22 protein-coding genes are annotated in these 24,379 nt (G+C 70.2%); 20 read left to right on the top strand and 2 right to left on the bottom strand.

From position 1 onward, the window contains the following. The first annotated feature begins 120 nt into the window (after positions 1-120). The 3 genes from P5P86_RS12485 to P5P86_RS12475 all read left to right on the top strand — a co-directional run bounded on the left by P5P86_RS12485 (position 121) and on the right by P5P86_RS12475 (position 3,340). Positions 121-741: an HAD family hydrolase gene (locus P5P86_RS12485; protein ID WP_280607764.1), complete on the top strand. Its 621-nt coding sequence runs from the start codon at positions 121-123 to the stop codon at positions 739-741. A gap of 5 nt (positions 742-746) precedes the next feature. Next, complete coding sequence (locus P5P86_RS12480; RefSeq protein ID WP_280607763.1) at positions 747-980, top strand: hypothetical protein; 234 nt, start codon at positions 747-749, stop codon at positions 978-980. Positions 981-1,150: 170 nt separating this feature from the next. Further along, entirely contained in the window at positions 1,151-3,340 is a 2,190-nt protein-coding gene (locus P5P86_RS12475) for a DEAD/DEAH box helicase (RefSeq protein ID WP_280607762.1), read from the top strand. A gap of 15 nt (positions 3,341-3,355) precedes the next feature. Here P5P86_RS12475 and P5P86_RS12470 read toward each other — a convergent pair whose 3' ends face one another. Continuing rightward, positions 3,356-4,204, bottom strand: a complete 849-nt coding sequence (locus P5P86_RS12470) for a RecB family exonuclease (protein ID WP_280607761.1) — start codon at positions 4,202-4,204, stop codon at positions 3,356-3,358. 98 nt (positions 4,205-4,302) lie between these two features. On the opposite strand from P5P86_RS12470, the gene P5P86_RS12465 reads away from it, so the two are divergent. From P5P86_RS12465 to P5P86_RS12390, 16 genes are all read left to right on the top strand, one after another. After that, positions 4,303-5,451, top strand: coding sequence for a site-2 protease family protein (locus tag P5P86_RS12465; protein ID WP_280607760.1), 1,149 nt, complete (start codon positions 4,303-4,305; stop codon positions 5,449-5,451). Between the two features lie 10 nt (positions 5,452-5,461). Beyond that, positions 5,462-6,454 (top strand): tRNA (adenine-N1)-methyltransferase, encoded by a 993-nt coding sequence (locus P5P86_RS12460; protein WP_280607759.1) that lies wholly within the window; start codon positions 5,462-5,464, stop codon positions 6,452-6,454. Between the two features lie 166 nt (positions 6,455-6,620). Continuing rightward, positions 6,621-8,360 carry a proteasome ATPase gene (gene arc / locus P5P86_RS12455; protein WP_280607758.1) on the top strand — a complete coding sequence of 580 codons (1,740 nt, stop codon included), beginning with the start codon at positions 6,621-6,623 and terminating at the stop codon, positions 8,358-8,360. 32 nt (positions 8,361-8,392) lie between these two features. After that, positions 8,393-9,916 carry a depupylase/deamidase Dop gene (gene dop, locus P5P86_RS12450; protein WP_280607757.1) on the top strand — a complete coding sequence of 508 codons (1,524 nt, stop codon included), beginning with the start codon at positions 8,393-8,395 and terminating at the stop codon, positions 9,914-9,916. Positions 9,917-9,926: 10 nt separating this feature from the next. Further along, a complete protein-coding gene (locus P5P86_RS12445; protein ID WP_280607756.1) occupies positions 9,927-10,124 on the top strand; it encodes a ubiquitin-like protein Pup in 198 nt (65 codons plus the stop codon). Further along, entirely contained in the window at positions 10,121-10,963 is an 843-nt protein-coding gene (prcB, locus tag P5P86_RS12440; protein ID WP_280607755.1) for a proteasome subunit beta, read from the top strand. Before P5P86_RS12445 ends, prcB begins: the two co-directional genes overlap by 4 nt. Further along, on the top strand, positions 10,960-11,778 hold the full coding sequence (gene prcA, locus P5P86_RS12435; RefSeq protein ID WP_280607754.1) for a proteasome subunit alpha: 819 nt from the start codon (positions 10,960-10,962) through the stop codon (positions 11,776-11,778). Before prcB ends, prcA begins: the two co-directional genes overlap by 4 nt. A gap of 130 nt (positions 11,779-11,908) precedes the next feature. Then, on the top strand, positions 11,909-13,270 hold the full coding sequence (gene pafA, locus P5P86_RS12430; RefSeq protein WP_280607753.1) for a Pup--protein ligase: 1,362 nt from the start codon (positions 11,909-11,911) through the stop codon (positions 13,268-13,270). A 61-nt stretch (positions 13,271-13,331) separates the two neighbouring features. After that, on the top strand, positions 13,332-14,348 hold the full coding sequence (locus P5P86_RS12425; RefSeq protein WP_280607752.1) for an FKBP-type peptidyl-prolyl cis-trans isomerase: 1,017 nt from the start codon (positions 13,332-13,334) through the stop codon (positions 14,346-14,348). Between the two features lie 153 nt (positions 14,349-14,501). Beyond that, the gene (locus P5P86_RS12420) at positions 14,502-15,497 is read left to right on the top strand and encodes an FKBP-type peptidyl-prolyl cis-trans isomerase (RefSeq protein ID WP_280607751.1); all 996 of its coding nucleotides are present in this window, start codon (positions 14,502-14,504) and stop codon (positions 15,495-15,497) included. Positions 15,498-15,570: 73 nt separating this feature from the next. After that, positions 15,571-16,539 carry a helix-turn-helix transcriptional regulator gene (locus P5P86_RS12415; RefSeq protein ID WP_280607750.1) on the top strand — a complete coding sequence of 323 codons (969 nt, stop codon included), beginning with the start codon at positions 15,571-15,573 and terminating at the stop codon, positions 16,537-16,539. Continuing rightward, complete coding sequence (locus P5P86_RS12410; RefSeq protein WP_280607749.1) at positions 16,536-17,558, top strand: helix-turn-helix transcriptional regulator; 1,023 nt, start codon at positions 16,536-16,538, stop codon at positions 17,556-17,558. Before P5P86_RS12415 ends, P5P86_RS12410 begins: the two co-directional genes overlap by 4 nt. 56 nt (positions 17,559-17,614) lie before the next feature. Next, positions 17,615-17,908, top strand: a complete 294-nt coding sequence (tatA, locus tag P5P86_RS12405) for a Sec-independent protein translocase subunit TatA (RefSeq protein ID WP_280607748.1) — start codon at positions 17,615-17,617, stop codon at positions 17,906-17,908. A 14-nt stretch (positions 17,909-17,922) separates the two neighbouring features. Continuing rightward, positions 17,923-18,762: a twin-arginine translocase subunit TatC gene (gene tatC / locus P5P86_RS12400; protein WP_280607747.1), complete on the top strand. Its 840-nt coding sequence runs from the start codon at positions 17,923-17,925 to the stop codon at positions 18,760-18,762. A 22-nt stretch (positions 18,763-18,784) separates the two neighbouring features. Continuing rightward, positions 18,785-19,660 carry a diacylglycerol/lipid kinase family protein gene (locus P5P86_RS12395; protein WP_280607746.1) on the top strand — a complete coding sequence of 292 codons (876 nt, stop codon included), beginning with the start codon at positions 18,785-18,787 and terminating at the stop codon, positions 19,658-19,660. A gap of 45 nt (positions 19,661-19,705) precedes the next feature. Continuing rightward, positions 19,706-22,483 (top strand): DEAD/DEAH box helicase, encoded by a 2,778-nt coding sequence (locus tag P5P86_RS12390; RefSeq protein WP_280607745.1) that lies wholly within the window; start codon positions 19,706-19,708, stop codon positions 22,481-22,483. A 37-nt stretch (positions 22,484-22,520) separates the two neighbouring features. Here P5P86_RS12390 and P5P86_RS12385 read toward each other — a convergent pair whose 3' ends face one another. After that, positions 22,521-23,432, bottom strand: coding sequence for a 5'-3' exonuclease (locus tag P5P86_RS12385; RefSeq protein WP_280611255.1), 912 nt, complete (start codon positions 23,430-23,432; stop codon positions 22,521-22,523). Between the two features lie 72 nt (positions 23,433-23,504). On the opposite strand from P5P86_RS12385, the gene P5P86_RS12380 reads away from it, so the two are divergent. Further along, the gene (locus P5P86_RS12380) at positions 23,505-24,068 is read left to right on the top strand and encodes an Lrp/AsnC family transcriptional regulator (protein ID WP_280607744.1); all 564 of its coding nucleotides are present in this window, start codon (positions 23,505-23,507) and stop codon (positions 24,066-24,068) included. Positions 24,069-24,379 lie beyond the last annotated feature (311 nt).

Raw genomic sequence — 24,379 nt, 5'->3', positions numbered from 1 at the left:
GATGTCGCATGACACGGCGCATGGAGTTCTTCGGAGGGCATTCTGAGTACCGCGTTTCCTGGAGAGCCAGCAGGTCGGAGCCCGAAGGAGGGCCGGCTGCCGGCGGCCGTGCTGTGGGACATGGACGGCACCCTCGTCGACACCGAGCCCTATTGGATCGAGACCGAGTACGAGCTGGCCCGCACGTACGGCGGCGCCTGGTCCCAGGAGGACGCGCTCGCCCTGGTGGGCAACGACCTCCTCGAGTCCGGCCGGTACATCAAGGAGCGGATGGGCCTGCCGCACACGCCCGAGGAGGTCGTAGAGCTGCTGCTCGACGGTGTCGTCGCGCGGATCCAGCAGCACGTGCCGTGGTGCCCCGGCGCCGTCGAGCTGCTGGCAGACCTGCGCGCGCAGCAGATTCCGTGCGCCTTGGTGACCATGTCCTACCAGCGCTTCGTCGCGCCGATCCTGAGCCAGCTCCCGGCCGAGACGTTCGCGGTGGTGGTGACAGGTGATCAGGTGACCCGGGGCAAACCGCACCCCGAGCCGTACGAGACCGCCGCCGCGGCCCTCGGTCTCGCGCCGGCGCAGTGTCTGGCGATCGAGGACTCCAGCACCGGCACCAGGTCCGCGGAGTCGGCCGGCTGCACGGTCCTGGTGGTCGAGAACCACGTACCGGTGCCTCCGGGGGAACGCCGCGTGTTCCGGTCGACGCTCGCCGGCGTGGGCGTGGCCGACCTGCCTGCGCTGCTGCCCTGAGTCGAGTGCACGCCGGGGCCTACGGGGCAGGCCTCAACGTCGCCGCTCTCGCCGGCGTGGGCATCGGCCTGCTGACGGCGACGGTCCACGACGTCGCCGGCGGTCTCGTGCCGGGACCCGGATGGCTCGGCCTGGTCGTCGCAGTCCTCACCGCACTCGTCGTCGCTTGCGCGAGGGCTCTGACCCGGTTCGGGGGAGCGCCGGGGGGGAACCCGATCGCAGATCTGCGCACGGAGTAGCGGCGAGGCGATCCCTCGACGCCGCCGCGCCGGCACGCCCCGCCGCCCCGCGCTGCCCACCAGCGGTTATCATGGGGAGGTCCGGCCCGGAGCGGCGTCATCGACGCGCTCTTCTCTGGGGCCGATGCGATCGATGGGCCGCGCAGCCGCGCGGCAGAACAGGACGTGGTGTGGCGGCAGAGGGTCGGCGCGTTTCCGGGCGGGGGAGGACCTCGCAGCGGCAGCGCTCGCGGCAGCGTGACGAGGGTGGTCTGATCCCGGTCCTCGCCAAGGCCGTGCGCGAGGTCGAGATCGGCGTGCAGCGGGGTCGGCCCGAGCCGACCCGCTTCCAGGTCGTGGCGCTGCTCGTCCGCGAGGAGCGCCAGCGGCTCAAGGCCGACCCCGAGCTGACCGAGCAGACCCGCGCCGCCGAGCTCAAGCGGCTCGACGGCATCGCCACCATCCTCGCCCAGACCGCGGCGCGCGAGCCGTCGCTCTTCGGCCTCCTCGGCGAGGACGCGGTCGAGACCGACGCCACCCGCCACCTGCGGCGCCAGCTGCTCTCCGCTGCCGGCCAGGACCCGGGTCCCGAGGCGGAGGAGCCGGTACGCCGCGAGACCACCGTCGTACGGACCGAGCGGCAGGTCGTCCCGGCCTCCGTCGCCCGCGCCCAGCTGATGACCCCGTTCATGGTCCCCGACTTCTCCGCCGCCCCGGCGCGCGTCGAGACCCGCCGCCTCGTCGGCTGGGATCTGATCGGTCCACTGCTGAACTCCTTCGAGCACCCCGCACCCGGCGTCTCCTCCTGCATGGCGCTCCCCGATGCGCGGCCCGTCGCGGTCCTGCCTCCGGGGCTGTCGCTGATGGACCACCAGGCCCGCTTGATCGCCTCGGTGGCGGACGGCCACCGGACGTTCCTGCTCGCCGACGAGCCCGGCCTGGGCAAGACCGCCCAGTCGCTGCTCGCCGCGCAGGCCGCCGACGCCTATCCGCTGCTCGTCGTGGTGCCGAACGTGGTCAAGACCAACTGGGCCCGCGAGGCCGCCCGCTGGACGCCCGGCCGCAGCGTGAGCGTGGTCCACGGTGACGGCGACGACGTCGACGGCTTCGCCGACATCATCGTGCTGAACTACGAGATCCTCGACCGCCACGTCGGATGGATCGGGGAGCACGGCTTCCGCGGGATGATCGTGGACGAGGCGCACTTCATCAAGAACAAGAAGTCCCAGCGCTCCCAACACGTCCTGGAGATCGCCGACCGGGTCCGCCACCGGGTCGCGAACCCGCTGATGATGGCCCTGACCGGCACGCCGCTGATCAACGACGTCGAGGACTTCCTGACCATCTGGCAGTTCCTCGGCTGGATCAGCGAGCGGTCTCCGCGACCGGGACTGATGGCCAGGCTCGAGGAGACCGGCATGACGCCCGCCGACTTCGGGTTCTACCCGGCGGCGCGCCAGGCGGTTGTGGACATGGGCATCGTGCGACGCCGCAAGGTCGATGTGGCAGCCGACATCCCGGCACGCCGCATCGCCGACCTTCCCGTCGAGCTCGACGACGCCGAGAGCCGTTCGATCCACGCCGCGGAGCGGGAGCTGGCGCTGCGCCTGGTCAAGCGCTACGACTCCGCGATCGCGGCCCGGCGCGAGCACCGGGTCAAGACGGGCGGCCACCACGAGGTCGCAGGCATCGATCACGAGCTCGTACGCCGGGTCGCTGGCTGGGAGCTCGCCGATGGCGATGACTCGACGGCCGGCGACAACGTGTTCGCGATGGTGCGCCGGATCGGACGCGCCAAGGCCGGGCTGGCCGCGGACTACGCCGCCCAACTGGCCCGCAGTGCGGGCAAGGTCGTCTTCTTCGCCAAGCACCTCGACGTCATGGACGCGGCGGGCGAGGTGTTCGACAAGCGGGGCATCACCTACACCGAGATCCGCGGCGACCAGTCGGCGACCGCCCGCACCAAGGCCATCGACTCCTTCGTCAACGACCCCGACGTCTCGATCATCGTCTGCTCGCTGACGGCAGCAGGCGTGGGCGTCAACCTGCAGGTCGCCTCCGACGTCGTTCTGGCCGAGCTGTCGTGGACCGACGCCGAGCAGACCCAGGCAATCGACCGGGTGCACCGGATCGGACAGACCGAGCCGGTCACCGCCTGGCGCGTGATCGCCGCCCAGACGCTCGACGCGCGCATCGCCGAGCTGATCGACCAGAAGGCCGGCCTGGCCGCGCAGGCGCTCGACGGCGTCGCGACCGAGGACGCCGTCTCGACCGTCGACATCCGCCTCGAGGCCCTGGTGCGCCTGCTCACCGACGCCCTGCGCGAACGCGAGGCGCCCACCGCGGACGACCTGGAGGAGATCGAGGTCGAGCTGGCCTGACCCGCAGGCGCCGAGTCAGGCCTCCGTGGTCGGGCTCGGCAAGGGCGGCGGCGTGCCCCCGAAGGAGGGACACAGCGCCTGGTGGGCGCACCAGCCGCAGAGCTTGCTCGGGCTGGGCCGCCAGTCACCCGACACCTCGGCCGACCGGATGGCCTGCCAGATGGCGACCACCTTGCGCTCGGTGGCTCGCAGATCGGCCTCGTCGGGCTGGTAGCGCAGCACCTCGCCGCTGCCGAGGTAGAGCAGCTGCAGCATGGCGGGGATCTCGCCGCGCACCCGCCACGTGACCAGGGCGTAGAACTTCATCTGGAACAGCGCCTTGGCCTCGAAGCCCGGACCCGGAGCACGCCCGGTCTTGTAGTCGCTGATCCGGACGGCGCCGTTGGGGGCGACCTCGATGCGGTCGATGAAGCCGCGCAGCAACAGCTTGGAGTCCAGCAGCGTCTCGACGTACAGCTCGCGCTCGGTGGCCTCGAGCCGGCTCGGGTCCTCGACGCTGAAGTAGCGCTCGAGCACCGTGCGGCACGAGGTCAGCCAGCGCTCGCGCTCGGCCTCCGGCAGCATCTCGGCGAGCTCGGGCTCCTCGCGCTGCAGGGCCTCCCATGCCGGCTGGAGCATGCCGAGCGCCGTGGCCGGCGTGCGCTCGGGGGCGGGCAGGTCGAAGAGGTCCTCGAGGATCTTGTGCACGACGGTGCCCCGCACCGCGTCGGGCGACGGCGGCTCGGGCAGCCTGTCCACCGAGCGGAACCGGTAGAGCAGCGGACAGGTCATGAAGTCCGAGGCCCTGCTCGGGGAGAGCGCGCCCAGCACGTCCACGCCGTCGACCGGCGTCGACACCAGCTCGGCGGGAGATGCGGTGCTCATGGCATGTGACCTTAGGCGAGAGCGCCGACAGTCCCGGTAGCGACACCGGCGCCGGATCCCGCTACGCGGCGGCCGACTCGGTTCGCTAGGCTCGGGTAGTGGCCGATCATCGACCGCGACCGCCGCAGCGTCAGCTCCCTCCCGGCGTCGTCAGGCTGGGGAGCATCGCCGGCAGCGACGTCCTGGTCACGCCGTCCTGGTTCCTGATCGCTGGGCTGATCGTGGTGATCATCAGCCCGGTTATCGAGGATGTGCAGCCGGGACTGGGAGCGCTGAAGTACCTCGCGGGCTTCGTCTTCGCGGTCATGCTCTACGGCGCCGTGCTCGTCCACGAGGCGGCGCATGCAGTCGTCGCGACCAGGCTCGGCTACCCGGTGGGGCCGATCACCATCCACTTCCTCGGCGGCGCGACCCAGGTCGAGGAGGAGTCCCGGCGCCCACGCGACGAGTTCCTGATCGCCGTGGTGGGCCCGCTCGCCTCGCTGCTGATCGCCGGCGTCGGCGCGTTGCTGTGGTGGGCCGGCCCCGACGGCCTGCTGCTCTTCGCCGTGCAGTTCCTCGCCGGCGCGAACCTCTTCGTCGGCGTGCTCAACCTCGTGCCGGGCCTGCCGCTCGACGGTGGCCGGGTCATGCGCGCCGCGGTGTGGGGTGCGACCAGGAGCATGCACCGCGGCACCCTGGTGGCCGGCTGGATCGGACGGGTCGTGGCTGTCTGCGTGGTCGCCTGGCCGTTCGTGGCTCAGGCCGTCACCGGTCATCGCTTCTCGCTCTACGACCTGATGTGGGCGTTCCTCCTGGGCATGTTCCTGTGGTCGGGTGCGAGCGCGTCGATGAGCCACTCCCGCCTGCAGCAGCGGCTGCCGAGCCTGGTCGCGCGCGACCTGGCGCGCCGTACCCTCGCCGTGCCTGCGGACCTGCCGCTCGCCGAGGCCGTACGCCGGGCGCAGGAGGACCACGCCGGCGCGATCGTGACCGTGACGGCGACAGGTGCGCCGATCGGGCTGGTCAACGAGGCTGCCCTGCTGGCGACGCCGCCCGAGCGACGGCCGTGGCTGCCGACCTCGGCGGTGGCGCGGGGGTTGACCGACGGGCTCTCGCTTCCTGCCACCATCCACGGCGAGGACCTCATCAGGGCGCTGGGTGCGACGCCGTCGCCGGAGTACCTGCTCCTGGAGGACGACGGCTCCATCTTCGGCGTGCTCGCGACCGCCGACGTGGATGCGGCCTTCCGGCAGGGCGGCCGATAGCCTTCCGGCCATGTCCGAAGCGCTCGATCCCAGCACCGACGTCCCTGCCGAGGCCTGGTCCGGGGTCCACCGCGGGGTGCTGCGCGAGGGCGAGTGGGTCCGGCTGACCGACGCGAAGGGCCGCCGCCACAACTTCGAGCTCGTCGCCGGGAAGCGGTTCTTCTCCAACAAGGGCCACCTCGACCACGACGACCTGATCGGGCGCGAGGAGGGCTTCACCATCACCTCCTCGGTCGGGGGCGAGTACCTCGTCTTCCGGCCGCTGCTCTCGGAGTTCGTGGTCTCGATGCCGCGCGGCGCGGCGGTCGTCTACCCGAAGGACGCCGCCCAGATCGTGGCGATGGCCGACATCTTCCCGGGCGCCCACGTCGTCGAGGCTGGGGTGGGCTCGGGCGCCCTCACCTGCTCGCTGCTGCGCGCCGTCGGGCCGCACGGGCGGGTCACCTCCTTCGAGCGCCGCGAGGAGTTCGCCGACGTCGCCCGCAAGAACGTCGCGCAGTTCTTCGGCGCCGAGCCGCCCACCTGGTCGCTCAACCTCGGCGACCTGCAGGAGGAGCTGCCGCGGTCGGGGACGAAGGCCGACCGGATCATCCTCGACATGCTCGCCCCGTGGGAGTGCGTCGAGGCAGCGGGGGAGGCGCTGCGTCCCGGCGGGATCCTGTGCGGGTACGTCGCGACGACGACCCAGATGTCGCTGTTCGTGGAGACGCTGCGCGCCCACGGCGGCTTCACCGAGCCGCAGGCGTGGGAGTCACTGGTCCGGGACTGGCACGTCGAGGGCCTCGCCGTACGGCCCGGGCACAAGATGATCGGGCACACCGCGTTCCTGGTCACGGCCCGCCGGCTCGCGCCGGGTGCCAAGCCGCCCCGCAAGACGCGCCGTCCTGCGCCGGGAGCCTACGGACCCGACTACCGCGGGCCGCGGCCGGCCGACATCCCGGAGCCGACTCTCGACGCGGGTGTACCGGCCGAGGACGCGGCCGAGGACCTGGCTCAGGACTGATCGCGGGTCGGAGCAGGCCGGCGAGCCGGTCGGTGAACCGGCCGGTCAACCAGCGGGTGAACTGGCCGCAACCTATTCGTGATCAACACGTTCGCCGAACCGGCCGGATCTGCTCTTCCTTTGTCGCACCGCCCGGGTAGGGTCCTAGACCTAGGAGGTGTGACAGATGTCGACATCCGACGGTTTCACCGGCTCCGGGCACAGTCCTGAGGAGCCCACCCAGCACGGTCGCGGCTACGAGGCGTACGGCGACCAGTCCTTCGGCTCGCGCGCCGCGGAGACGCGACTCGCCGACACCCAGCGCTCGCTCGCCGCCGTCACCGCGCAGAACGAGCGCCTCGCCTCGACGCTGCGCGATGCTCGCGACCAGATCCTCAAGCTCAAGGAGGAGGTCGACCGGCTGGCCCAGCCACCGGCCGGCTTCGGCACGTTCCTCAACGCGAACGAGGACGACACGATCGACGTGTTCACCGGTGGCCGCAAGCTGCGGGTCACGGTCTCGCCGAACGTGGACGTGCCCTCCCTGCAGCGCGGTCAGGAGGTCATGCTCAACGAGGCGCTCAACGTGGTCGACGCCCTCGCGTTCGAGAAGATCGGCGAGGTGGTCATGTTCAAGGAGCTGCTCGCCGACGGCGAGCGCGCCCTCGTGATCGCCAACGCGGACGAGGAGCGGGTCGTGCGGATCGCCGAGCCGCTGCTCGGAGAGCACATCCGAGCCGGTGACGCGCTGCTGCTGGAGTCGCGCTCCGGCTATGTCTACGAGAAGGTGCCGAAGTCCGAGGTCGAGGAGCTGGTGCTCGAGGAGGTCCCCGACATCTCCTACGACTCGATCGGCGGCCTGGGCGACCAGATCGAGATGATCACCGACGCGGTCGAGCTTCCCTACCTCTACCCGGACCTGTTCCAGGAGCACGAGCTGCGGCCGCCCAAGGGCATCTTGCTCTACGGGCCGCCGGGATGCGGCAAGACGCTCATCGCCAAGGCCGTGGCGAACTCGCTGGCCAAGAAGGTCGCCGCGAAGACGGGCTCGGAGGGGAAGTCCTACTTCCTCAACATCAAGGGCCCCGAGCTGCTCAACAAGTACGTCGGCGAGACCGAGCGGCACATCCGGCTGGTCTTCCAGCGTGCCCGCGAGAAGGCCTCGGCCGGCACGCCCGTGATCGTGTTCTTCGACGAGATGGACTCGCTGTTCCGCACCCGTGGCACCGGCGTCTCCTCGGACGTGGAGAACACCATCGTGCCGCAGCTGCTCAGCGAGATCGACGGCGTCGAGGCGCTGGAGAACGTGCTGGTCATCGGGGCCTCCAACCGTGAGGACATGATCGACCCGGCCATCCTGCGACCCGGTCGGCTCGACGTGAAGATCAAGATCGAGCGACCCGACGCCCAGGCCGCGCGCGACATCTTCAGCAAGTACCTCACCGCCACGCTGCCGCTGCACAGCGACGACCTCGCCGAGTTCGGCGGGGACCGGGGCGCGACCGCCTCGGCGATGATCGATGCCACCGTGACCCGGATGTACACCGAGTCGGAGGAGAACCGGTTCCTGGAGGTCACCTACGCCAACGGTGACAAGGAGGTCCTCTACTTCAAGGACTTCAACTCCGGGGCGATGATCCAGAACATCGTCGACCGGGCCAAGAAGATGGCGATCAAGCAGTTCATCGAGTCCGGCACGGATCCGGCGCAGAAGGGCCTGCGGGTGGCGCACCTGCTCCAGGCCTGCGTGGACGAGTTCAAGGAGAACGAGGACCTGCCCAACACCACCAACCCCGACGACTGGGCCCGGATCTCCGGCAAGAAGGGCGAGCGGATCGTCTTCATCCGTACGCTCATCACCGGCAAGCAGGGCTCCGAGCCGGGTCGATCGATCGAGCAGGTCGCCGCCACGGGTCAGTACCTCTGATCCGCCCAGTGACCGACACGTAGGCTCGACACATGAGTGTTCGACGGGTGATGGGGACCGAGATCGAGTACGGCATCTCGGTCGCGGGGCAGCCGCTGGCCAACCCGATGGTCGCCTCGTCGCAGGTCGTCAACGCCTACGCCTCGGCCACGCTGAAGGCGCGTCGCGCGCGGTGGGACTTCGAGGAGGAGTCACCGCTGCGCGACGCGCGCGGCTTCGACATGAGCCGGCAGGTCGCCGACCCCAGTCAGCTCACCGACGAGGACCTCGGTCTGGCCAACGTGATCCTCACCAACGGTGCGCGCCTCTACGTCGACCACGCGCATCCCGAGTTCTCCACCCCCGAGGTGACGACGCCGCTGGACGCCGTCCGCTGGGACAAGGCGGGGGAGCAGATCATGCTCGACGCCACCCGCGCCGCGCAGCGTCTGCCCGGCAACCCGCAGATCACGCTCTACAAGAACAACACCGACAACAAGGGCGCCTCCTACGGCGCCCACGAGAACTACCTGATGCGGCGTTCGACGCCGTTCGGCGACATCGTCAGGCACCTCACGCCGTTCTTCGTCAGCCGCCAGGTCTTCGCCGGCGCGGGCCGCGTCGGGCTCGGGCAGGACGGCCGCGGCCACGACGGTCGCAAGGACGGCTTCCAGCTCAGCCAGCGTGCCGACTTCTTCGAGGTCGAGGTCGGCCTGGAGACGACGCTGAAGCGTCCCATCATCAACACCAGGGACGAGCCGCACGCGGATCCGGAGAAGTACCGTCGCCTGCACGTCATCATCGGCGACGCCAACCTCGCCGAGGTCTCGACGTATCTGAAGATCGGCACGACCTCGCTGGTGCTGGCGATGATCGAGGACAGGTTCATCAGTCGCGACCTCGCCGTCGACGGCCCGGTCGCCGCGCTGCGCGCCGTCAGCCACGATCCGACGCTCAAGCACACCGTGACGCTCAAGGACGGTCGCAGCCTGACGGGTGTCCAGCTCCAGCTGGAGTACCTCGACCTCGCCAAGAAGTACGTCGAGGACCGTTACGGCGCCGACGCCGATCCCCAGACCAAGGACGTCCTGGAGCGCTGGGAGTCGGTGCTCGACCGGTTGGAGCGCGACCCGATGCTGTGCGCGGCCGAGCTCGACTGGGTCGCCAAGCTCAAGCTCCTGCAGTCCTACCGCGACCGTGACGGTCTGGCATGGGACGACGCCAAGCTGCACCTGATCGACCTGCAGTACGCCGACATCCGTCCCGAGAAGGGGCTCTACCACCGGCTGGTGCGTGCCGGCCGGATCGAGCGGCTGCTCGAGGACACCGCCGTCGAGGCGGCGATGCACGAGCCGCCGACGGACACCCGCGCCTACTTCCGTGGTCGCTGCCTGGAGAAGTACTCCGAGAACGTCGCCGCCGCCAGCTGGGACTCGGTCATCTTCGACCTCCCCGGTCGCGAGTCGCTGCAGCGGGTCCCCACGATCGACCCGATGCGCGGCACCCGCAGCAGCGTCGGCGCGCTGATCGACTCCTGCGAGACGGCTACGCAGCTGTTCGATGCACTGACCCGCTAAGTTGGTGGACATGGCACAGGAACAGAAGCAGCCGCGGAAGTCCGAGGCCGACGAGGACGCCGTCGAGGCCACCGAGACCAGCGACGTCGCCGAGCGCAAGGAAGCGCTCGACAACGACATCGACGACATCCTCGACGAGATCGACGACGTGCTCGAGACCAATGCCGAGGACTTCGTGAAGTCGTTCATCCAGAAGGGCGGCCAGTGACCCACCCCCGTCTCCCCGCGTCGTTCATGACGCCGGGGTCCTCCTCCTTCGCCGACTTCCTGGCGAGCACCGCTCCCGACCTGCTGCCGGCACGCCGGGCGATGCCCGCCGGCAACGCCGGCGAGCTGGCACCGCACGGCACCACCATCGTCGCGGTGACCTACCCGGGTGGCGTGGTGATGGCCGGCGACCGTCGTGCCACCATGGGCAACGTCATCGCGCAGCGCGACATCCAGAAGGTGTTCCCGGCCGACGAGTTCTCCTGCGTCGGCATCGCCGGGACCGCCGGGCTCGCGGTGGAGATGGTGCGCCTGTTCCAGACCGAGCTCGAGCACTACGAGAAGATCGAGGGCATCACCCTCTCCATGGACGGCAAGGCCAACCGGCTCGCCGCCCTCATCCGGCAGAACCTGGGCATGGCCATGCAGGGCCTGGCCGTCGTACCGCTGTTCGCCGGCTTCGACCACGAGGCCGGGATCGGCCGCATCTTCTCCTACGACGTCACCGGCGGCCGCTACGAGGAGACCGCCTTCCACTCCGTCGGCTCGGGGTCGATGTTCGCGCGCGGAGCGCTCAAGAAGCTCTACCGCGACGACCTCGACGAGATCGGCGCCGTCACCGCGATCGTGCAGGCCCTGTACGACGCGGCGGACGACGACTCCGCCACCGGCGGGCCGGACCTGACCCGGCGGATCTTCCCGGTCGTCCACCTCATCACGGCCGAGGGCGGTCGTCGTCTGCCCGACGACGAGGTGGCAGCGGTCGCCGACCGCGTGGTCGGCGGGCGGATGCAGCGCCCTGACGGCCCGGTCGCCGCGTTGGAGAGTGGTGCACGATGAGCATGGGATTCGGGGGCTACGTCAGCCCTGAGCAGCTGATGAAGGACCGCGCGGACTTCGCCCGCAAGGGCATCTCGCGCGGGCGCTCGGTGGTCGGCCTCCAGTACGCCGACGGCCTCCTGTTCGTCTCGGAGAACCCCTCGGCCGCCCTGCACAAGGTCAGCGAGATCTACGACCGCATCGCCTTCGCCGCCGTCGGTCGCTACAACGAGTTCGAGAACCTGCGCATCGCCGGCGTGCGGCTGGCCGACATGCGGGGCTACTCCTACGACCGGCGGGACGTGACGGGGCGTGGGCTGGCGAACGCCTACGCCCAGACGCTGGGTGCGATCTTCTCCAGCGGCGGTGAGAAGCCCTACGAGGTCGAACTCTTCGTCGGCGAGATCGGCGACGCGCCGCAGGCCGACCAGCTCTACCGCCTCACCTACGACGGCCAGGTCGCCGACGAGCACGGCTACGCCGTGATGGGCGGCGCCGCCGATGTGGTCGCGGGCTACCTGAAGGAGCGCTACCAGGAGGGCGCCGCGCTCGAGTCGGCGCTCCGGCTGGCGGTCGACGCGCTGGGACACGCGCCGGGCGCCAACGGCAACGACGGCTCCGACCGGGTGATCCCGGTCGAGGACCTCGAGGTCGCCGTGCTCGATCGCACCCGGACGCAGACCCGCAAGTTCTCCCGGCTCGGCCCGTCGCGTCTGACGGCGCTGCTGGGGGAGCGGGCCGCCGCTGCTGTCGCGCCAGCAGCCACCGACCCCGCCGTCGCACCCGGCGAGGTTCCCGCCGCGAACGAACCCCCGGTCGCCCCGCCGCTCTCCTGACTCGGGCCTGCGTCCGGGTCGACTCGGGCCTGCGTCCGGGTCGACTCGGGCCTGCGTCCGGGTCGACTCGGGCCTGCGTCCGGCGTGTTCGCGGCGTACCCGCCCTAGGGCGCGGGTCTAGTGTTTCACCATGGACCGGCGGATCTTCGGCATCGAGAACGAGTACGGCGTGACGTGCACGTTCCGTGGCCAGCGAAGGCTGAGCCCGGATGAGGTCGCGCGCTACCTGTTCCGCAAGGTGGTGAGCTGGGGTCGCAGCAGCAACGTGTTCCTCCGCAACGGCGCTCGGCTCTATCTCGACGTGGGCAGTCACCCGGAGTACGCGACCCCCGAGTGCGACGACGTGGTCGAGGTCGTCACCCACGACAAGGCGGGGGAGCGCACTCTCGAGGGGCTGCTGCTCGACGCCGAGCAGCGGCTGCACGACGAGGGCATCGCGGGCGAGATCTACCTGTTCAAGAACAACACCGACTCCGCGGGCAACTCCTACGGCTGCCACGAGAACTACCTCGTCAGCCGGGCCGGGGAGTTCAGCCGGCTGGCCGAGGTCCTGATCCCGTTCCTCGTCACCCGTCAGCTGATCGTCGGTGCGGGCAAGGTCACCCAGACCCCGCGTGGTGCGACCTACAGCATCAGCCAGCGCGCCGAGCACATCTGGGAGGGGGTCTCGAGCGCGACCACCCGCAGCAGGCCCATCATCAACACGCGCGACGAGCCGCACGCGGATGCGGAGAAGTACCGCCGCCTGCACGTCATCGTCGGCGACTCCAACATGTCCGAGACGACCACGATGCTCAAGATCGCCTCGTGCGACCTGGTCCTGCGGATGATCGAGGAGGGCGTGGTGATGCGCGACCTGACCATGGAGAACCCGATCCGGGCCATCCGTGAGGTAGCGCACGACATGACCGGTCGCCGCAAGGTGCGGCTGGCCAACGGCCGCGAGGCCAGCGCCTGGGAGATCCAGATGGAGTACCTCACCAAGGCACGTGACTTCGTCGACCGCCGGCAGATCTCCACCCCGACCATCGAGCGGGCCCTCGACCTGTGGGAGCGCGCCTTGAAGGCGGTGGAGTCGGAGGACCTGAGCCTGGTCGATCGTGAGATCGACTGGGTGATCAAGTGGAAGCTGCTGGAGCGCTACCGTGCCAAGCACGGCCTGCCGCTGGGACATCCGCGGATCGCCCAGCTGGACCTGGCCTACCACGACATCCACCGCAACCGCGGCCTCTACTACCTGCTGGAGAAGAAGGGCGCGGTCGCCCGCGTCACCAACGACCTGAAGATCTTCGAGGCCAAGTCGGTGCCGCCGCAGAACACCCGCGCGCGGCTGCGGGGGGAGTTCATCAAGAAGGCGCAGGAGCGTCGCCGCGATTTCACCGTCGACTGGGTCCACCTCAAGCTCAACGACCAGGCACAGCGCACGGTGCTGTGCAAGGACCCGTTCCGGGCGTACGACGACCGCGTCCAGCGACTCATCGACGGCATGTAGGCAACGAGGCGCCGTCGGCTAGGGTGTGCTCGCCCTGATCACCGATCCCGAAGGTCCCACCGTGCGTCTGCGTCGCTCCGCGTCCCTCGTCGTACCCGCCCTGCTCCTGCCTACGCTCGTCGCCTGCGGCAGCACCAAGATCGGCTATGGCGACGCCACCACCCAGGGTTTCTCCGGCGTCACCATCTCCGGCTCCCAGGGCAAGGCACCGACGGTGAAGTGGAACAAGGAGATCGCCTACCCCCACTCGACCACCGTCAAGACGCTGGTCAAGGGCACCGGTCCGGCCGTGGCCAAGGGCGACAGCATCAGCGCCAACATCTGGATCGGCGACGGCACCACCAAGCTGCAGTCCTACAGCGACTACGCCAACGGCTCCCCGGAGACGCTGACGTGGGACAGCAGCCTCAGCGCCGAGTGGGGCAAGATCCTGCAGGGCTCGCACTATGGCGACCGGGTCGCAGCCATCGTGCCCTCGGACAAGCTGCTCGGCGACACCGGCAACGCGCAGCTCGGCATCGGCACCCAGGACAGCCTGCTGGTGATCGTGGACCTGATGGAGAAGACGACACCCACGCCGAGCGCGAGCGCCTCGCCCAGCGCCTCGGCCAGTGCCAGCGCCCCCGCCACCCCTGCCCTGAAGGCACCGAAGGGCAAGGTCCAGGCGGCGCCGGGCTGGATGCCGAAGCTCGAGCTCAAGGGCGGCCCCACCAGCGCACCGACCGGGATGAACTTCAAGGGCGTGCCCAAGCCCAAGGCGAGCGGCAAGCTCAAGCAGGCGATCCTGATCAAGGGCACCGGCAAGAAGGTCAAGGCCGGCGACACGATCACCGCCAACTACTACGGCATGGTGTACGGCGCGAAGACGCCGTTCGACGAGAGCTACTCCAAGACGCCGTTCACCAGCGCGCTGGCGCAGCTGGTCAAGGGCTGGCAGGAGGGCCTGGTCGGCGTGCCCGTCGGTAGCCGGGTGTTCCTGCAGATCCCGCCGTCGCTGGGCTACGGCTCGACCGCGCAGAGCGGCATCCCGGCCAACTCCACGCTGTACTTCGTGCTGGACGTCCTCGCCGCGAACTGACGCGAGCCGACGCTGCCGACGCTGCCGACGCGAACGTGTTCGCCGGGACCTGGGCCCGTCGCCTTCCGGCGGCGAGCTCAGGTGCGGTTCAGGGTGGGTTCAGGGTGTCCGGTTACCGTGGATCACGTCCCTTCCTCCAGCAAAGGTTCTTCTGTGCTTCGACGTCTCCACCGTCCCGCGGCCGCCGCGCTGCTCCCCCTCCTGTTGGTCCCGGCCCTGGCTGCATGCGGTGGTGGGAGCAACAAGGACGACGCGAAGTCGACGGCGAGCGCGAGTGCCAGCACGGGCCCGAGCACCGGCATCACCGGCGTCTCCTTCACCGGTGACGTCGGCAAGAGCGTCACGGCGACCTGGAAGTCGACCATCGCGATGCCCAGCACGACCACTGTCAAGACCCTCGTGAAGGGCACCGGCGACACGATCGCCGCCAACGACTCGGTCAGTGCCTACCTGTGGATCGGGGACGGCACCACCAAGAAGACGGCCTACAGCGACTACCAGCAGGGAGCCGCCGAGTCGCTGCCGAACAACGGCCAGCTGGGCACGGTCTTCGACAAGCTGTTCTCCGGGCAGACCTACGGCTCCCGCGTCGTGGCGGTGACGAACGCGACCGACCTGCTCGGCTCGGCGACGGCAGGCAGCCAGCTCGGCATCGGCGCCAAGGACAGCGTCGTGGTCGTCGCCGACCTGGTGAAGAAGGCGCCGACCTCGCCGACGCCGTCCGACGCGAAGGTCCACACCGCCAAGCCGGGTAGCCAGCCCACGGTGGTGCTGAAGAAGGGCGTCGTCTCCGGGCTGAACTGGAAGGGCGTCAAGAAGCCCTCCCTGACGACACCGGTCCAGCGGGTGATCCTGAAGCAGGGCAAGGGCGCGAAGGTGAAGGCGTCCGACACCGTGACGGTCAACTACCTCGGTGAGACCTACAAGGCGACCAAGCCCTTCGACGAGAGCTACTCCACCGGCAAGAAGCTCTCCACCCAACTCGACCAGCTCATCAAGGGCTGGGCGATCGGTCTCGACGGGGTGAAGGTCGGCAGCCGGGTGCTCCTGCAGATCCCGCCCGCCGACGCGTACGGCGCCACCGCCCAGACCAACATCCCGGCGAACTCGACGCTCTGGTTCGTCATCGACGTCGTCAAGGCGAAGTAGCCCGCGAGCGGCGGCGCTGCCTTCGGCGATGCCCTAGGCTCATCTCGCCTGTGCGTCGAGCGAAGGGAGCCCCGTGGCCGCGGCGAAGACCGAGCGCCTGATGAACCTGCTCATCATGCTCCTGGTGCAACGCGGTTACGTCGGCCGGGAGCGGATCCGCGAGCTGCTCTACCGCGACTCCTCCGACGAGGCCTTCGAGCGGATGTTCGAGCGCGACAAGGAGGAGCTGCGCAGCCTCGGCGTGCCGATCGAGACCGGAGGCCACGACCCGCTGTTCGAGGACGAGGCGGGCTATCGGGTCAGCCCCGACCAGTTCGCACTGCCGCCGATCGAGCTCACCGCGGACGAGGCGGCGGTGATCGGCCTCGCCACCAAGGTGTGGGAGCACGCCCGGCTGGCCGAGGCGACCACCGAGGCCGTCCGGAAGCTGACGGCGGCGGGTGCCGACGTGGACGTGGCTGCGCTGGATCTCGTCGAGCCGCGCCTCGCCGCCGAGGAGCCGTCGTTCGACGTCTTCCTCGAGGCGGTCCAGGAGCGGACGGAGGTGCGCTTCGACTACCGCACCTCCGGCGGTCCCGACGTCACCTCGCGCCGCGTCCAGCCGTGGGGGGTCGTGCGCTTCTCCGGACGGTGGTACGTCGTGGGCTTCGACGTCGATAGGGCCGATCGCCGCGTCTTCCGGCTGTCCAGGGTCGAGGGTGAGGCGCGCAAGGTGGGTGAACCGGGGGTCTATCAGGTGCCCGCGGGCATCGACGTGCGAGCGATCGCCAAGGCCACCCTGCGGCCCGAGCGCGCCCAGGAACCGGCTGTCTTGCTCGTCCGGGTGGGCGCAGGGCACGCGCTGCGCCGCCGGGCCGAGCGGGTCGAGCCGCTGGCGCCGGGGGAGCGGGGGCCGGACGGGGGCGGCTGGGAGCGTCTGCACCTGGTCGAGCCGCCGTCCGACCTGGCTGACGAGATCCTGGCGCACGGCACGGACGTCTACGTCGAGGAGCCGGCCGCTCTGCGGCGTACGGTCATCGAGCGGTTGGGAGGGGTCTCGTGAGCACTCCGGCGAGTGGAGGCCGACCGGGACCTGCGACCGCGACCGGCGCGAAGGAGCAGGTCGCCCGGCTGCTGACGCTGGTGCCCTACCTCCACGCCCGCGGCGGGGTGCGGCTGGACGAGGCCGCCCGCGACCTCGGTGTCTCGGAGCGTCAGCTGGTCAAGGACCTGCGGGTGCTCTTCCTGTGCGGGCTCCCGGGCGGCTATCCCGACGATCTCATCGACGTGGATCTGGACGCGCTGGTCGAACCCGGCGGTGACCGCGTGATCCGGGTCGCCAACGCCGACTACCTGGCGCGGCCGCTGCGGCTCTCCCAGACCGAGGCCACGGCGATCATCGTCGCACTGCGCGCACTGCGCGGCGGCGCTCTGACCGAGCAGGCCGCCGAGGTGGTCGACCGGACACTCGCCAAGCTGGAGCACGCCGCCGCCGACGCGGCAGCGCCGGTGGAGGTCCCGGTGGAGCCGGACGAGCGGGAGTACGCCGCCCGCAAGGCGCTGCTGCAGCGTGGGGTCGCCGAGCAGCGCCAGCTCCGGCTGTCCTACTTCGTGCCGACCCGGGACGAGGAGTCCGAGCGGGTGGTGGATCCCCGCGGGGTGGTGTCCTACCGCGGCGTGGAGTACCTCGACGCCTACTGCCACAGCGCCGAGGCGCCGCGGCTGTTCCGGCTCGACCGGATCCGGGCCGCGTCGCTCCTGGACACCCCCGTCGCCTCGGCGCCCGAGGCACCACGCAGCCTGGCAGAAGGACTGTTCGCGCCGGGCGAGCACCTGCTCACCGTCACCCTGCGGCTGGAGCCGGCGGCGCGCTGGGTCACCGAGTACTACCCGACCCAAGATGCACATCAGATGGCCGATGGGAGTCTGCAGGTCGACCTGCAGGTGGCCGACCTCCGGTGGCTGCGCCGGCTGCTGCTGCGCCTCGCGCCGTACGCCTCGGTGATCGCTCCGGAAGAGGTCGCCGAGGACTTCCGCGATGCGGCGAGCGCCACGTTGCGGCTCTACGATCAAGACGCCTGAAGAGGGGCGCGTACGATGGAATGCGTCCGACACGACACACGACGAGGTGACCTTCGATGCTCCCCCTGATCGACATGCCCGGTGGATGGGAATGGCTCATCATCCTGGTCGTTGTCGTCTTCCTGTTCGGTGCGGCCAAGCTGCCCGACCTCGCGCGCGGCACGGGCCAGGCGTTGCGGATCTTCAAGGCAGAGACCAAGGGCCTGCGTGAGGACGAGAAGAAGGACGCCAAGCCCGCGCTGACGGCCGAGCAGATCGACCCGACCGTCGCCGCCCGCCAGGCCGAGCTGGACCGTCGCCAGGCCGAGCTGGACGCCGAGCGCGCTCGCCTGCAGCAGCCTGACGCCTGACCCGGGACAACGCGTTGTCCCTGTCGGGCGTCGTCGGCCTGCTCAGCGGCCGACCCGTTCATCCCGTCGGCGTCGACGGGAAGATGGCACTCTCCGATCACCTGAGGGAACTGCGCGCCCGCATCCTGAAGGTCGCCCTCATCCTGGCGATCGGCTTCGGCGTCGCGCTGATCTTCTACAACCGGCTCTTCGACCTGGTCTACAACCCCTACCTCGATGCCCAGAGGGCACTCGGGGGCCACCGCACCCAGGGCGTCACGGAAGGCGTCGGTGCGGGGTTCCTGCTCTACTTCAAGCTGTCCGGGCTCGCTTCCCTCATCGGCACCTCGCCGTTCTGGCTCTACCAGATCTGGGCGTTCATCCTGCCGGCGCTGCTCCCTCGTGAGAAGCGGTGGACGGCGATCTTCGTCGCCATCGCCGGCCCGCTGTTCATCGTCGGCGTGCTGATCGGCTATCTCACGCTGCCCAAGGGCGTGCAGATCCTGATCAGCTTCAACCATCAGGGTGTGCTGAACCTGGTGGAGTTCAACGACTACCTCTCGTTCTTCATCCACACGTTGCTGATGTTCGGAGTGGCGTTCGAGATCCCCGTCTTCGTCGTGATGCTGAACAAGGCGGGGGTGCTCCCGGCGCGCGTGCTCCGAGCCACGCGTCCGTGGATCATCCTCGGCATCTTCGTCTTCGCCGCGGCAGCGACGCCGTCGACCGACCCGTTCACCATGTGCATGATGGCGATCCCGATGTGCGTCCTCTACGGCATCTCCGAGGTCATCGCCCGGGTCAGCGATAGGCGCAAGGCCGCGAGCAGGCCGTACGCCGACCTCGATCCGGACAGCCCGTCGCCCCTTCCATAGTCCACGCGGTAGCCTCCGGCCCGTGACCCGCCGGATCGCGTTCCTGTCCAACCCGCGCTCGGGCGTCGGCGACGGCCACCAGGGCCGCGACCTCGTCATCCGGCACCTGCGTGCCGGTGGCGCCGAGGTGACCGACGTCGTCGGTCATGACGCGGCCGAGTCGCTAGCGCTGGTCAGGCGTGCCGTCGGCGACGGCGTGGACACGGTCGTGGTCAGCGGGGGCGACGGGCTGATCCACCTCGCCGTCCAGGCCCTTGCGGGATCGGGGACCGCCCTCGGCATCGTGCCGGCCGGCACCGGCAACGACGCAGCCCGGGCGTTCGGCCTCCCGCTGGACGATCCGATGGCGGCCGCAGCCGTGGTCGTCCGCAACCGGCGACGCGGCGTCGACCTCGCCCGCTCCGGCGACAGCTGGTACCTGACGGTGCTGGCCACCGGCTTCGACGCACTGGTCGCCAAGCGTGGGGGAGAGCTGCGCTGGCCGCGCAACAACCTGCGCTACACCGTGGCGGTGGCCCGGGAGCTGCCGCGCTTCCGGCCGCTGCGCTACACGCTCTCGCTCGACGGCCGAGAGCGCACCCTGGACGCCATGTTCGTCTCGGTCGCCAACACGGACTACTTCGGTGGCGGCATGCGTATCGGCGCCGGCGCCGCTTGCGACGACGGACTGCTGGACGTGGTGATCGTCAAGCCGATGTCGCGGCTCTCGCTCGTCCGGTTCTTCCCGACGGTCAACACCGGGCAGCACGTGCACAACCCGGCCTACGAGCGGATCCGGGCCAGGTCGGTGACCATCGCCATCACCCCGCCCGTCACGTCGTACGCCGACGGGGAGCGCTTCGGCGAGGTGCCGCTCACCGTCGAATGCATCCCCGGCGCGCTCCAGGTGCTGACGTAGGGCTCGTCGGACCATGGCTCGGGCCCCGCTGAGTAGGGTTTTCCCATGGGCCCCGCCGAGAAGTACGCCGCGTTCAAGCGCTCCCAGCAACACCCGGTCTTCAAGGACTTCGCGGACCTCTACGACTTCCCGCTCGACGACTTCCAGCGGCGGGCCTGTCACGAGATCGAGGAGGGCCGCGGCGTCCTGGTCGCCGCCCCCACCGGCTCGGGCAAGACGATCATCGGCGAGTTCGCGATCCACCTCGCGTTGGCGACCGGTCGCAAGGCGTTCTACACCACCCCGATCAAGGCCCTGTCGAACCAGAAGTACCACGACCTGGTCCGGCGCTACGGCGCCGACCAGGTCGGCCTGCTGACGGGCGACAACGTGGTCAACGGCGAGGCGCCGATCGTGGTGATGACCACCGAGGTCCTGCGCAACATGCTCTACGCCGGCTCCTCGACGCTGGCGGGGCTCGGCTTCGTCGTCATGGACGAGGTGCACTATCTCGCCGACCGGTCCCGCGGCGCTGTCTGGGAGGAGGTCATCATCCACCTGCCCGAGTCGGTCACCGTCGTCTCGTTGAGCGCCACCGTCTCCAACGCCGAGGAGTTCGGCGAGTGGCTCACCACCGTGCGCGGCGAGACGACCACGATCATCGAGGAGAAGCGGCCGGTCCCGCTCTACCAGCACGTGATGGTCGGCCGCCGGATCATGGACCTGTTCGCCTCCTCCGACGTCGATGCCGCCGCCGGCTTCGTCAAGGAGGGTGCCCCGGTCAACGGGGAGCTGATGAAGATCGCGCGGGACGACTGGGCCTCCTCGCGGCTCAAGGACCGGCGGTCCGCCAGGGGCCGCGGTCAGGGTCAGGGACAGGGCGGTCGCCGCGACGTCGGCAACGGTCGCCGGGTGTGGATCGCCTCGCGCGCCGAGGTGGTCACCGCTCTGGAGCGGGCCCGGATGCTGCCGGCCATCGTCTTCGTCTTCAGTCGCGTCGGCTGCGATGCAGCCGTCACCCAGTGCCTGGCGGCGAACCTGCGCTTGACCACCCCGGAGGAGCGCGACGCGATCTTCGAGTACGTCGAGGAGGCCTGCGCGGACCTGCCCGACGAGGACCGGCACGTGCTGGGCTACCACGACTGGCTCGACGGGCTGACCCGCGGCGTCGCGGCGCACCACGCGGGCATGTTGCCGGCATTCAAGCAGGTCGTGGAGGAGCTCTTCCTGCGTGGTCTGGTCAAGGTCGTCTTCGCCACCGAGACACTCGCCCTGGGCATCAACATGCCGGCGCGCACGGTCGTCATCGAGAAGCTCTCGAAGTGGAACGGTGAGACCCACGCGGACCTGTCCCCGGGGGAGTACACCCAGCTCGTCGGGCGGGCCGGCCGGCGCGGCCTCGACGTCGAGGGGCACGGACTGGTGCTGTGGCAGCCCGGCATGAACCCCCGCGAGCTCGCCGGTCTGGCCTCCACGCGCACCTACCCGCTGCGCTCCAGCTTCCGGCCGTCCTACAACATGGCCGTCAACCTGGTCCACCAGTTCGGCCGGGCCCGTTCGCGCGAGCTGCTGGAGCAGTCGTTCGCGCAGTTCCAGGCGGACAAGGCCGTCGTGGGGCTGGCCCGCCAGCTGCGCAAGGCCGAGGACGCGCTCGAGGGCTATCGCGAGGCGGCGGCGTGCGACCGCGGCGACTTCATGGAGTACGCCACGCTGCGGCACCGGATCAGCCAGGTGGAGAAGGACGCGAGCCGGGAGCGGCGCGCCGATCGCCGCGAGGAGATCGTGGAGTCCCTCGGCAAGCTCAAGCCGGGTGACGTCATCGACGTACCGACGGGGAAGTTCGCCGGCTTCGCGGTCGTGATCGACCCGGGCTTCGACGCCGAGAGCCCGCGTCCCTACGTGGTCACGCTCGATCGCCAGGCCCGCCGCCTGGCGATGATCGACTTCAACGTGCCGATCGTCGCCCAGACGCGGATGCGGATCCCGAAGTCGTTCAACGGTCGCAACCCGCAGATGCGCCGCGACCTGTCCAGCGCCCTGCGGGAGAAGACCCGCGACCTCAAGCCGGTCCAGGCGCCCGCCCGGCGTACCGGCGGGTCGCGCTCGGCGGTGGACGCCGAGGTCGCCGCACTCCGCGAGCAGGTACGGCGCCATCCCTGCCACGACTGCCCCGATCGCGAGGACCACGCCCGCTGGGCGGAACGGTGGTTCAAGCTCGACCGGGACGCAGCGACGCTGCGACGTCGGGTGGAGAACCGCACCAACACGGTGGCCCGCCAGTTCGACCGGGTCTGCGACGTCCTCTCAGCGCTCGGCTACCTCGAGGGCGAGACGGTCACCGATCGCGGCCGGCGGCTGATGCGGCTCTACTCGGAGATGGATCTCGTGGCGGCCGAGTCGCTGCGCGCGGGCCTGTGGGACGACCTCAGCCCCGCCGAGCTCGCCGCGGCGCTGTCGGTCCTCGTCTATGAGGCGCGTCGGTCCGACGACGCCCCCGCGCCGCGGCTCCCGGGTGGCCGGGTCGCCGACGTGGTCGCGCAGATGGTGCGGGTGTGGGCCGACCTGGACGCGCTCGAGCGCGAGCACCACCTCGACTACCTGCGCCAGCCCGACCTCGGCTTCGCCTGGGCGGCCTACCGGTGGGCCGAGGGCGACGACCTCGACGACGTCCTCACCGTCGTCGACCTCGCCGCGGGCGACTTCGTCCGCTGGATGAAGCAGCTGGTCGACCTGGCCGGCCAGGTCGCCGACGCGGCGGGCGGCACGCCGCTGCGCAAGACCGCCCGTGAGGTGGTCGACCTGCTCAAGCGCGGCGTGGTGGCGTACTCGTCCGTGGTCGAGTAGGTCGCGGCGGAGCGCCGCCGGCCGGTCCGGCCCCCGCTCAGCGCGCGAGCGAGGTCAGTGCGTCGACGACCCGGGCCAGGGGCGAGGACAGGTTGTAGCGCTCGGCGAGCTCGGTGATGCGCTCGGCGTCGACGGGCGTGCGGGGGAGGCCGAAGCCGGTCCGGTCGAGGTCGACGTCGCGCGCCACGGCCACGACCTTCGGCGCGACCTCGAGATAGTCCTCGGCCGCCAGGATCTTCGTCCGCAGGCCCGGTGTCAGCGGCGCGGCGCGGTCGCGTGCTGCAGCGCGGATGCCCGCGAGGTCGCCGTACGACGCCAGCAGGCTCGCGGCGCTCTTCTCGCCGACGCCCTTGACGCCGGGCAGGCCGTCGGAGGTGTCACCGCGCAGGGTGGCGAAGTCGGCGTACTGCGCGGCGCCGACGCCGTACTTGTCGCGTACCCAGGCCTCGTCGACACGCTCGTGGTTGCCCACGCCGCGGGCGATGTAGAGCACCCGCACCCCTGCCGCGTCGTCGACGAGCTGGAACAGGTCGCGATCGCCGGTGACCACGTCTACCGGCATCTGGGCGTCGGTGGCAAGGGTGCCGATGATGTCGTCCGCCTCGTAGCCTGCGGCTCCGCGCACCGCCAGCCCGAGTGCGGCGAGCACCTCGGTGATGATCGGCACCTGCACCTCCAGCGGATCCGGCACCTCCTCGACGTCCGGTCCTCCAGGGTTCTCGGCGACGACCCGATGCGCCTTGTACGACGGGATCAGGTCGACCCGCCATTGCGGCCGCCAGTCCTCGTCCCAGCAGCAGACCAGATCGGTCGGCCGGTACTGCTCGAGGAGCCGCGCGATGAAGTCCAGGAACCCGCGCACGGCGTTGACAGGCGTCCCGTCCGAGGCCCTGATCTCCGGCACGCCGAAGAAGGCGCGGAAGTACATCGAGGCGGAGTCGAGCAGCATGAGGCGCGGAGGGCTGTCTGGCACGGTGGAATCCAATCACGGCACCACGCGGGCGTGGCTACAGTTCGGCTCATGAGCGACGACGTGGAGTCCAAGGACCGGCTGATCCTGGAGCTGCTCGCCGCCGACGGCCGGATGTCCTACACGGACCTGGGCAAGGCGACGGGGCTGTCGACCAGCGCGGTGCACCAGCGGGTCAAGCGGCTGGAGCAGCGTGGCCTGATCCTGGGGTACGGCGCCACCGTCAACCACGCCGAGCTCGGGCTGCCGTTGACGGCCTTCGTCGCGCTCACCCTGATCGATCCCCACCTGCCGGACGACTACGCCGAGCGGCTACGGCACTTCCCCGAGATCGAGTCCTGCTGGTCGGTGGCGGGCGAGGACTCCTACATCCTCAAGGTCCGCTCCTCGACACCGGCCGAGCTGGAGGCCCTGCTGACCCGCGTGCGGCAGACCGCGCACGTCACCACCCGGACCACCATCGTGCTCTCGACCTATTACGAGAACCGCCCGGTCGGGCACGCCGAGATCGCACACCAGACCAGCGCCCGGGCCGCCACGCTGGCGGCCGAGCTGGCCGCCGCCCAGGCGGCGACGTTGGCAGCGCAGGCGGACGCCGAGGACACCCCCGCCTGACCGGAAGCGGTCGGCAATGGTCTGGACCTCTTTCACCGGCGTGTCGCGACCGACACGCCGATGAACGCCGAATTGGCCCGGGTGATTTTGTGATTCGGCGCACGTCGCTGACCTGCGGAAACACGCATCTTCGCAGGTCAGCGACCGGTTGACGCTGGCATCGGGGCGCGACAGCCTGTGGCGGTTCGTCCGCGCAGATCGAGGCACGGCGGACCGACGTCCGAGTGGCCGGGGCGGGAGGGTGTCCAGCCAGGCACCTGTCCCACGTGGTTCGCGGAGGTCGGTCCACCATGCTCGAGGATGAGCGCAGA

Origin of the sequence: Nocardioides sp. BP30 (genome assembly GCF_029873215.1) — a bacterium.
Classification (GTDB): domain Bacteria; phylum Actinomycetota; class Actinomycetes; order Propionibacteriales; family Nocardioidaceae; genus Nocardioides.
This window is presented reverse-complemented; position numbering and strand designations above follow the sequence as displayed.

Excerpts from the sequence above, each read along its gene's own strand:
- P5P86_RS12485 (WP_280607764.1), top strand. The coding sequence starts at position 121 with ATGGACGGCACCCTCGTCGACACCGAGCCCTATTGGATCGAGACCGAG.
- P5P86_RS12470 (WP_280607761.1), bottom strand. The coding sequence starts at position 4,204 with ATGAGCACCGCATCTCCCGCCGAGCTGGTGTCGACGCCGGTCGACGGC.
- P5P86_RS12460 (WP_280607759.1), top strand. The coding sequence starts at position 5,462 with ATGTCCGAAGCGCTCGATCCCAGCACCGACGTCCCTGCCGAGGCCTGG.
- arc (WP_280607758.1), top strand. The coding sequence starts at position 6,621 with ATGTCGACATCCGACGGTTTCACCGGCTCCGGGCACAGTCCTGAGGAG.
- dop (WP_280607757.1), top strand. The coding sequence starts at position 8,393 with ATGAGTGTTCGACGGGTGATGGGGACCGAGATCGAGTACGGCATCTCG.
- P5P86_RS12445 (WP_280607756.1), top strand. The coding sequence starts at position 9,927 with ATGGCACAGGAACAGAAGCAGCCGCGGAAGTCCGAGGCCGACGAGGAC.
- prcA (WP_280607754.1), top strand. The coding sequence starts at position 10,960 with ATGAGCATGGGATTCGGGGGCTACGTCAGCCCTGAGCAGCTGATGAAG.
- pafA (WP_280607753.1), top strand. The coding sequence starts at position 11,909 with ATGGACCGGCGGATCTTCGGCATCGAGAACGAGTACGGCGTGACGTGC.
- tatA (WP_280607748.1), top strand. The coding sequence starts at position 17,615 with ATGCTCCCCCTGATCGACATGCCCGGTGGATGGGAATGGCTCATCATC.
- P5P86_RS12390 (WP_280607745.1), top strand. The coding sequence starts at position 19,706 with ATGGGCCCCGCCGAGAAGTACGCCGCGTTCAAGCGCTCCCAGCAACAC.
- P5P86_RS12385 (WP_280611255.1), bottom strand. The coding sequence starts at position 23,432 with ATGCTGCTCGACTCCGCCTCGATGTACTTCCGCGCCTTCTTCGGCGTG.
- P5P86_RS12380 (WP_280607744.1), top strand. The coding sequence starts at position 23,505 with ATGAGCGACGACGTGGAGTCCAAGGACCGGCTGATCCTGGAGCTGCTC.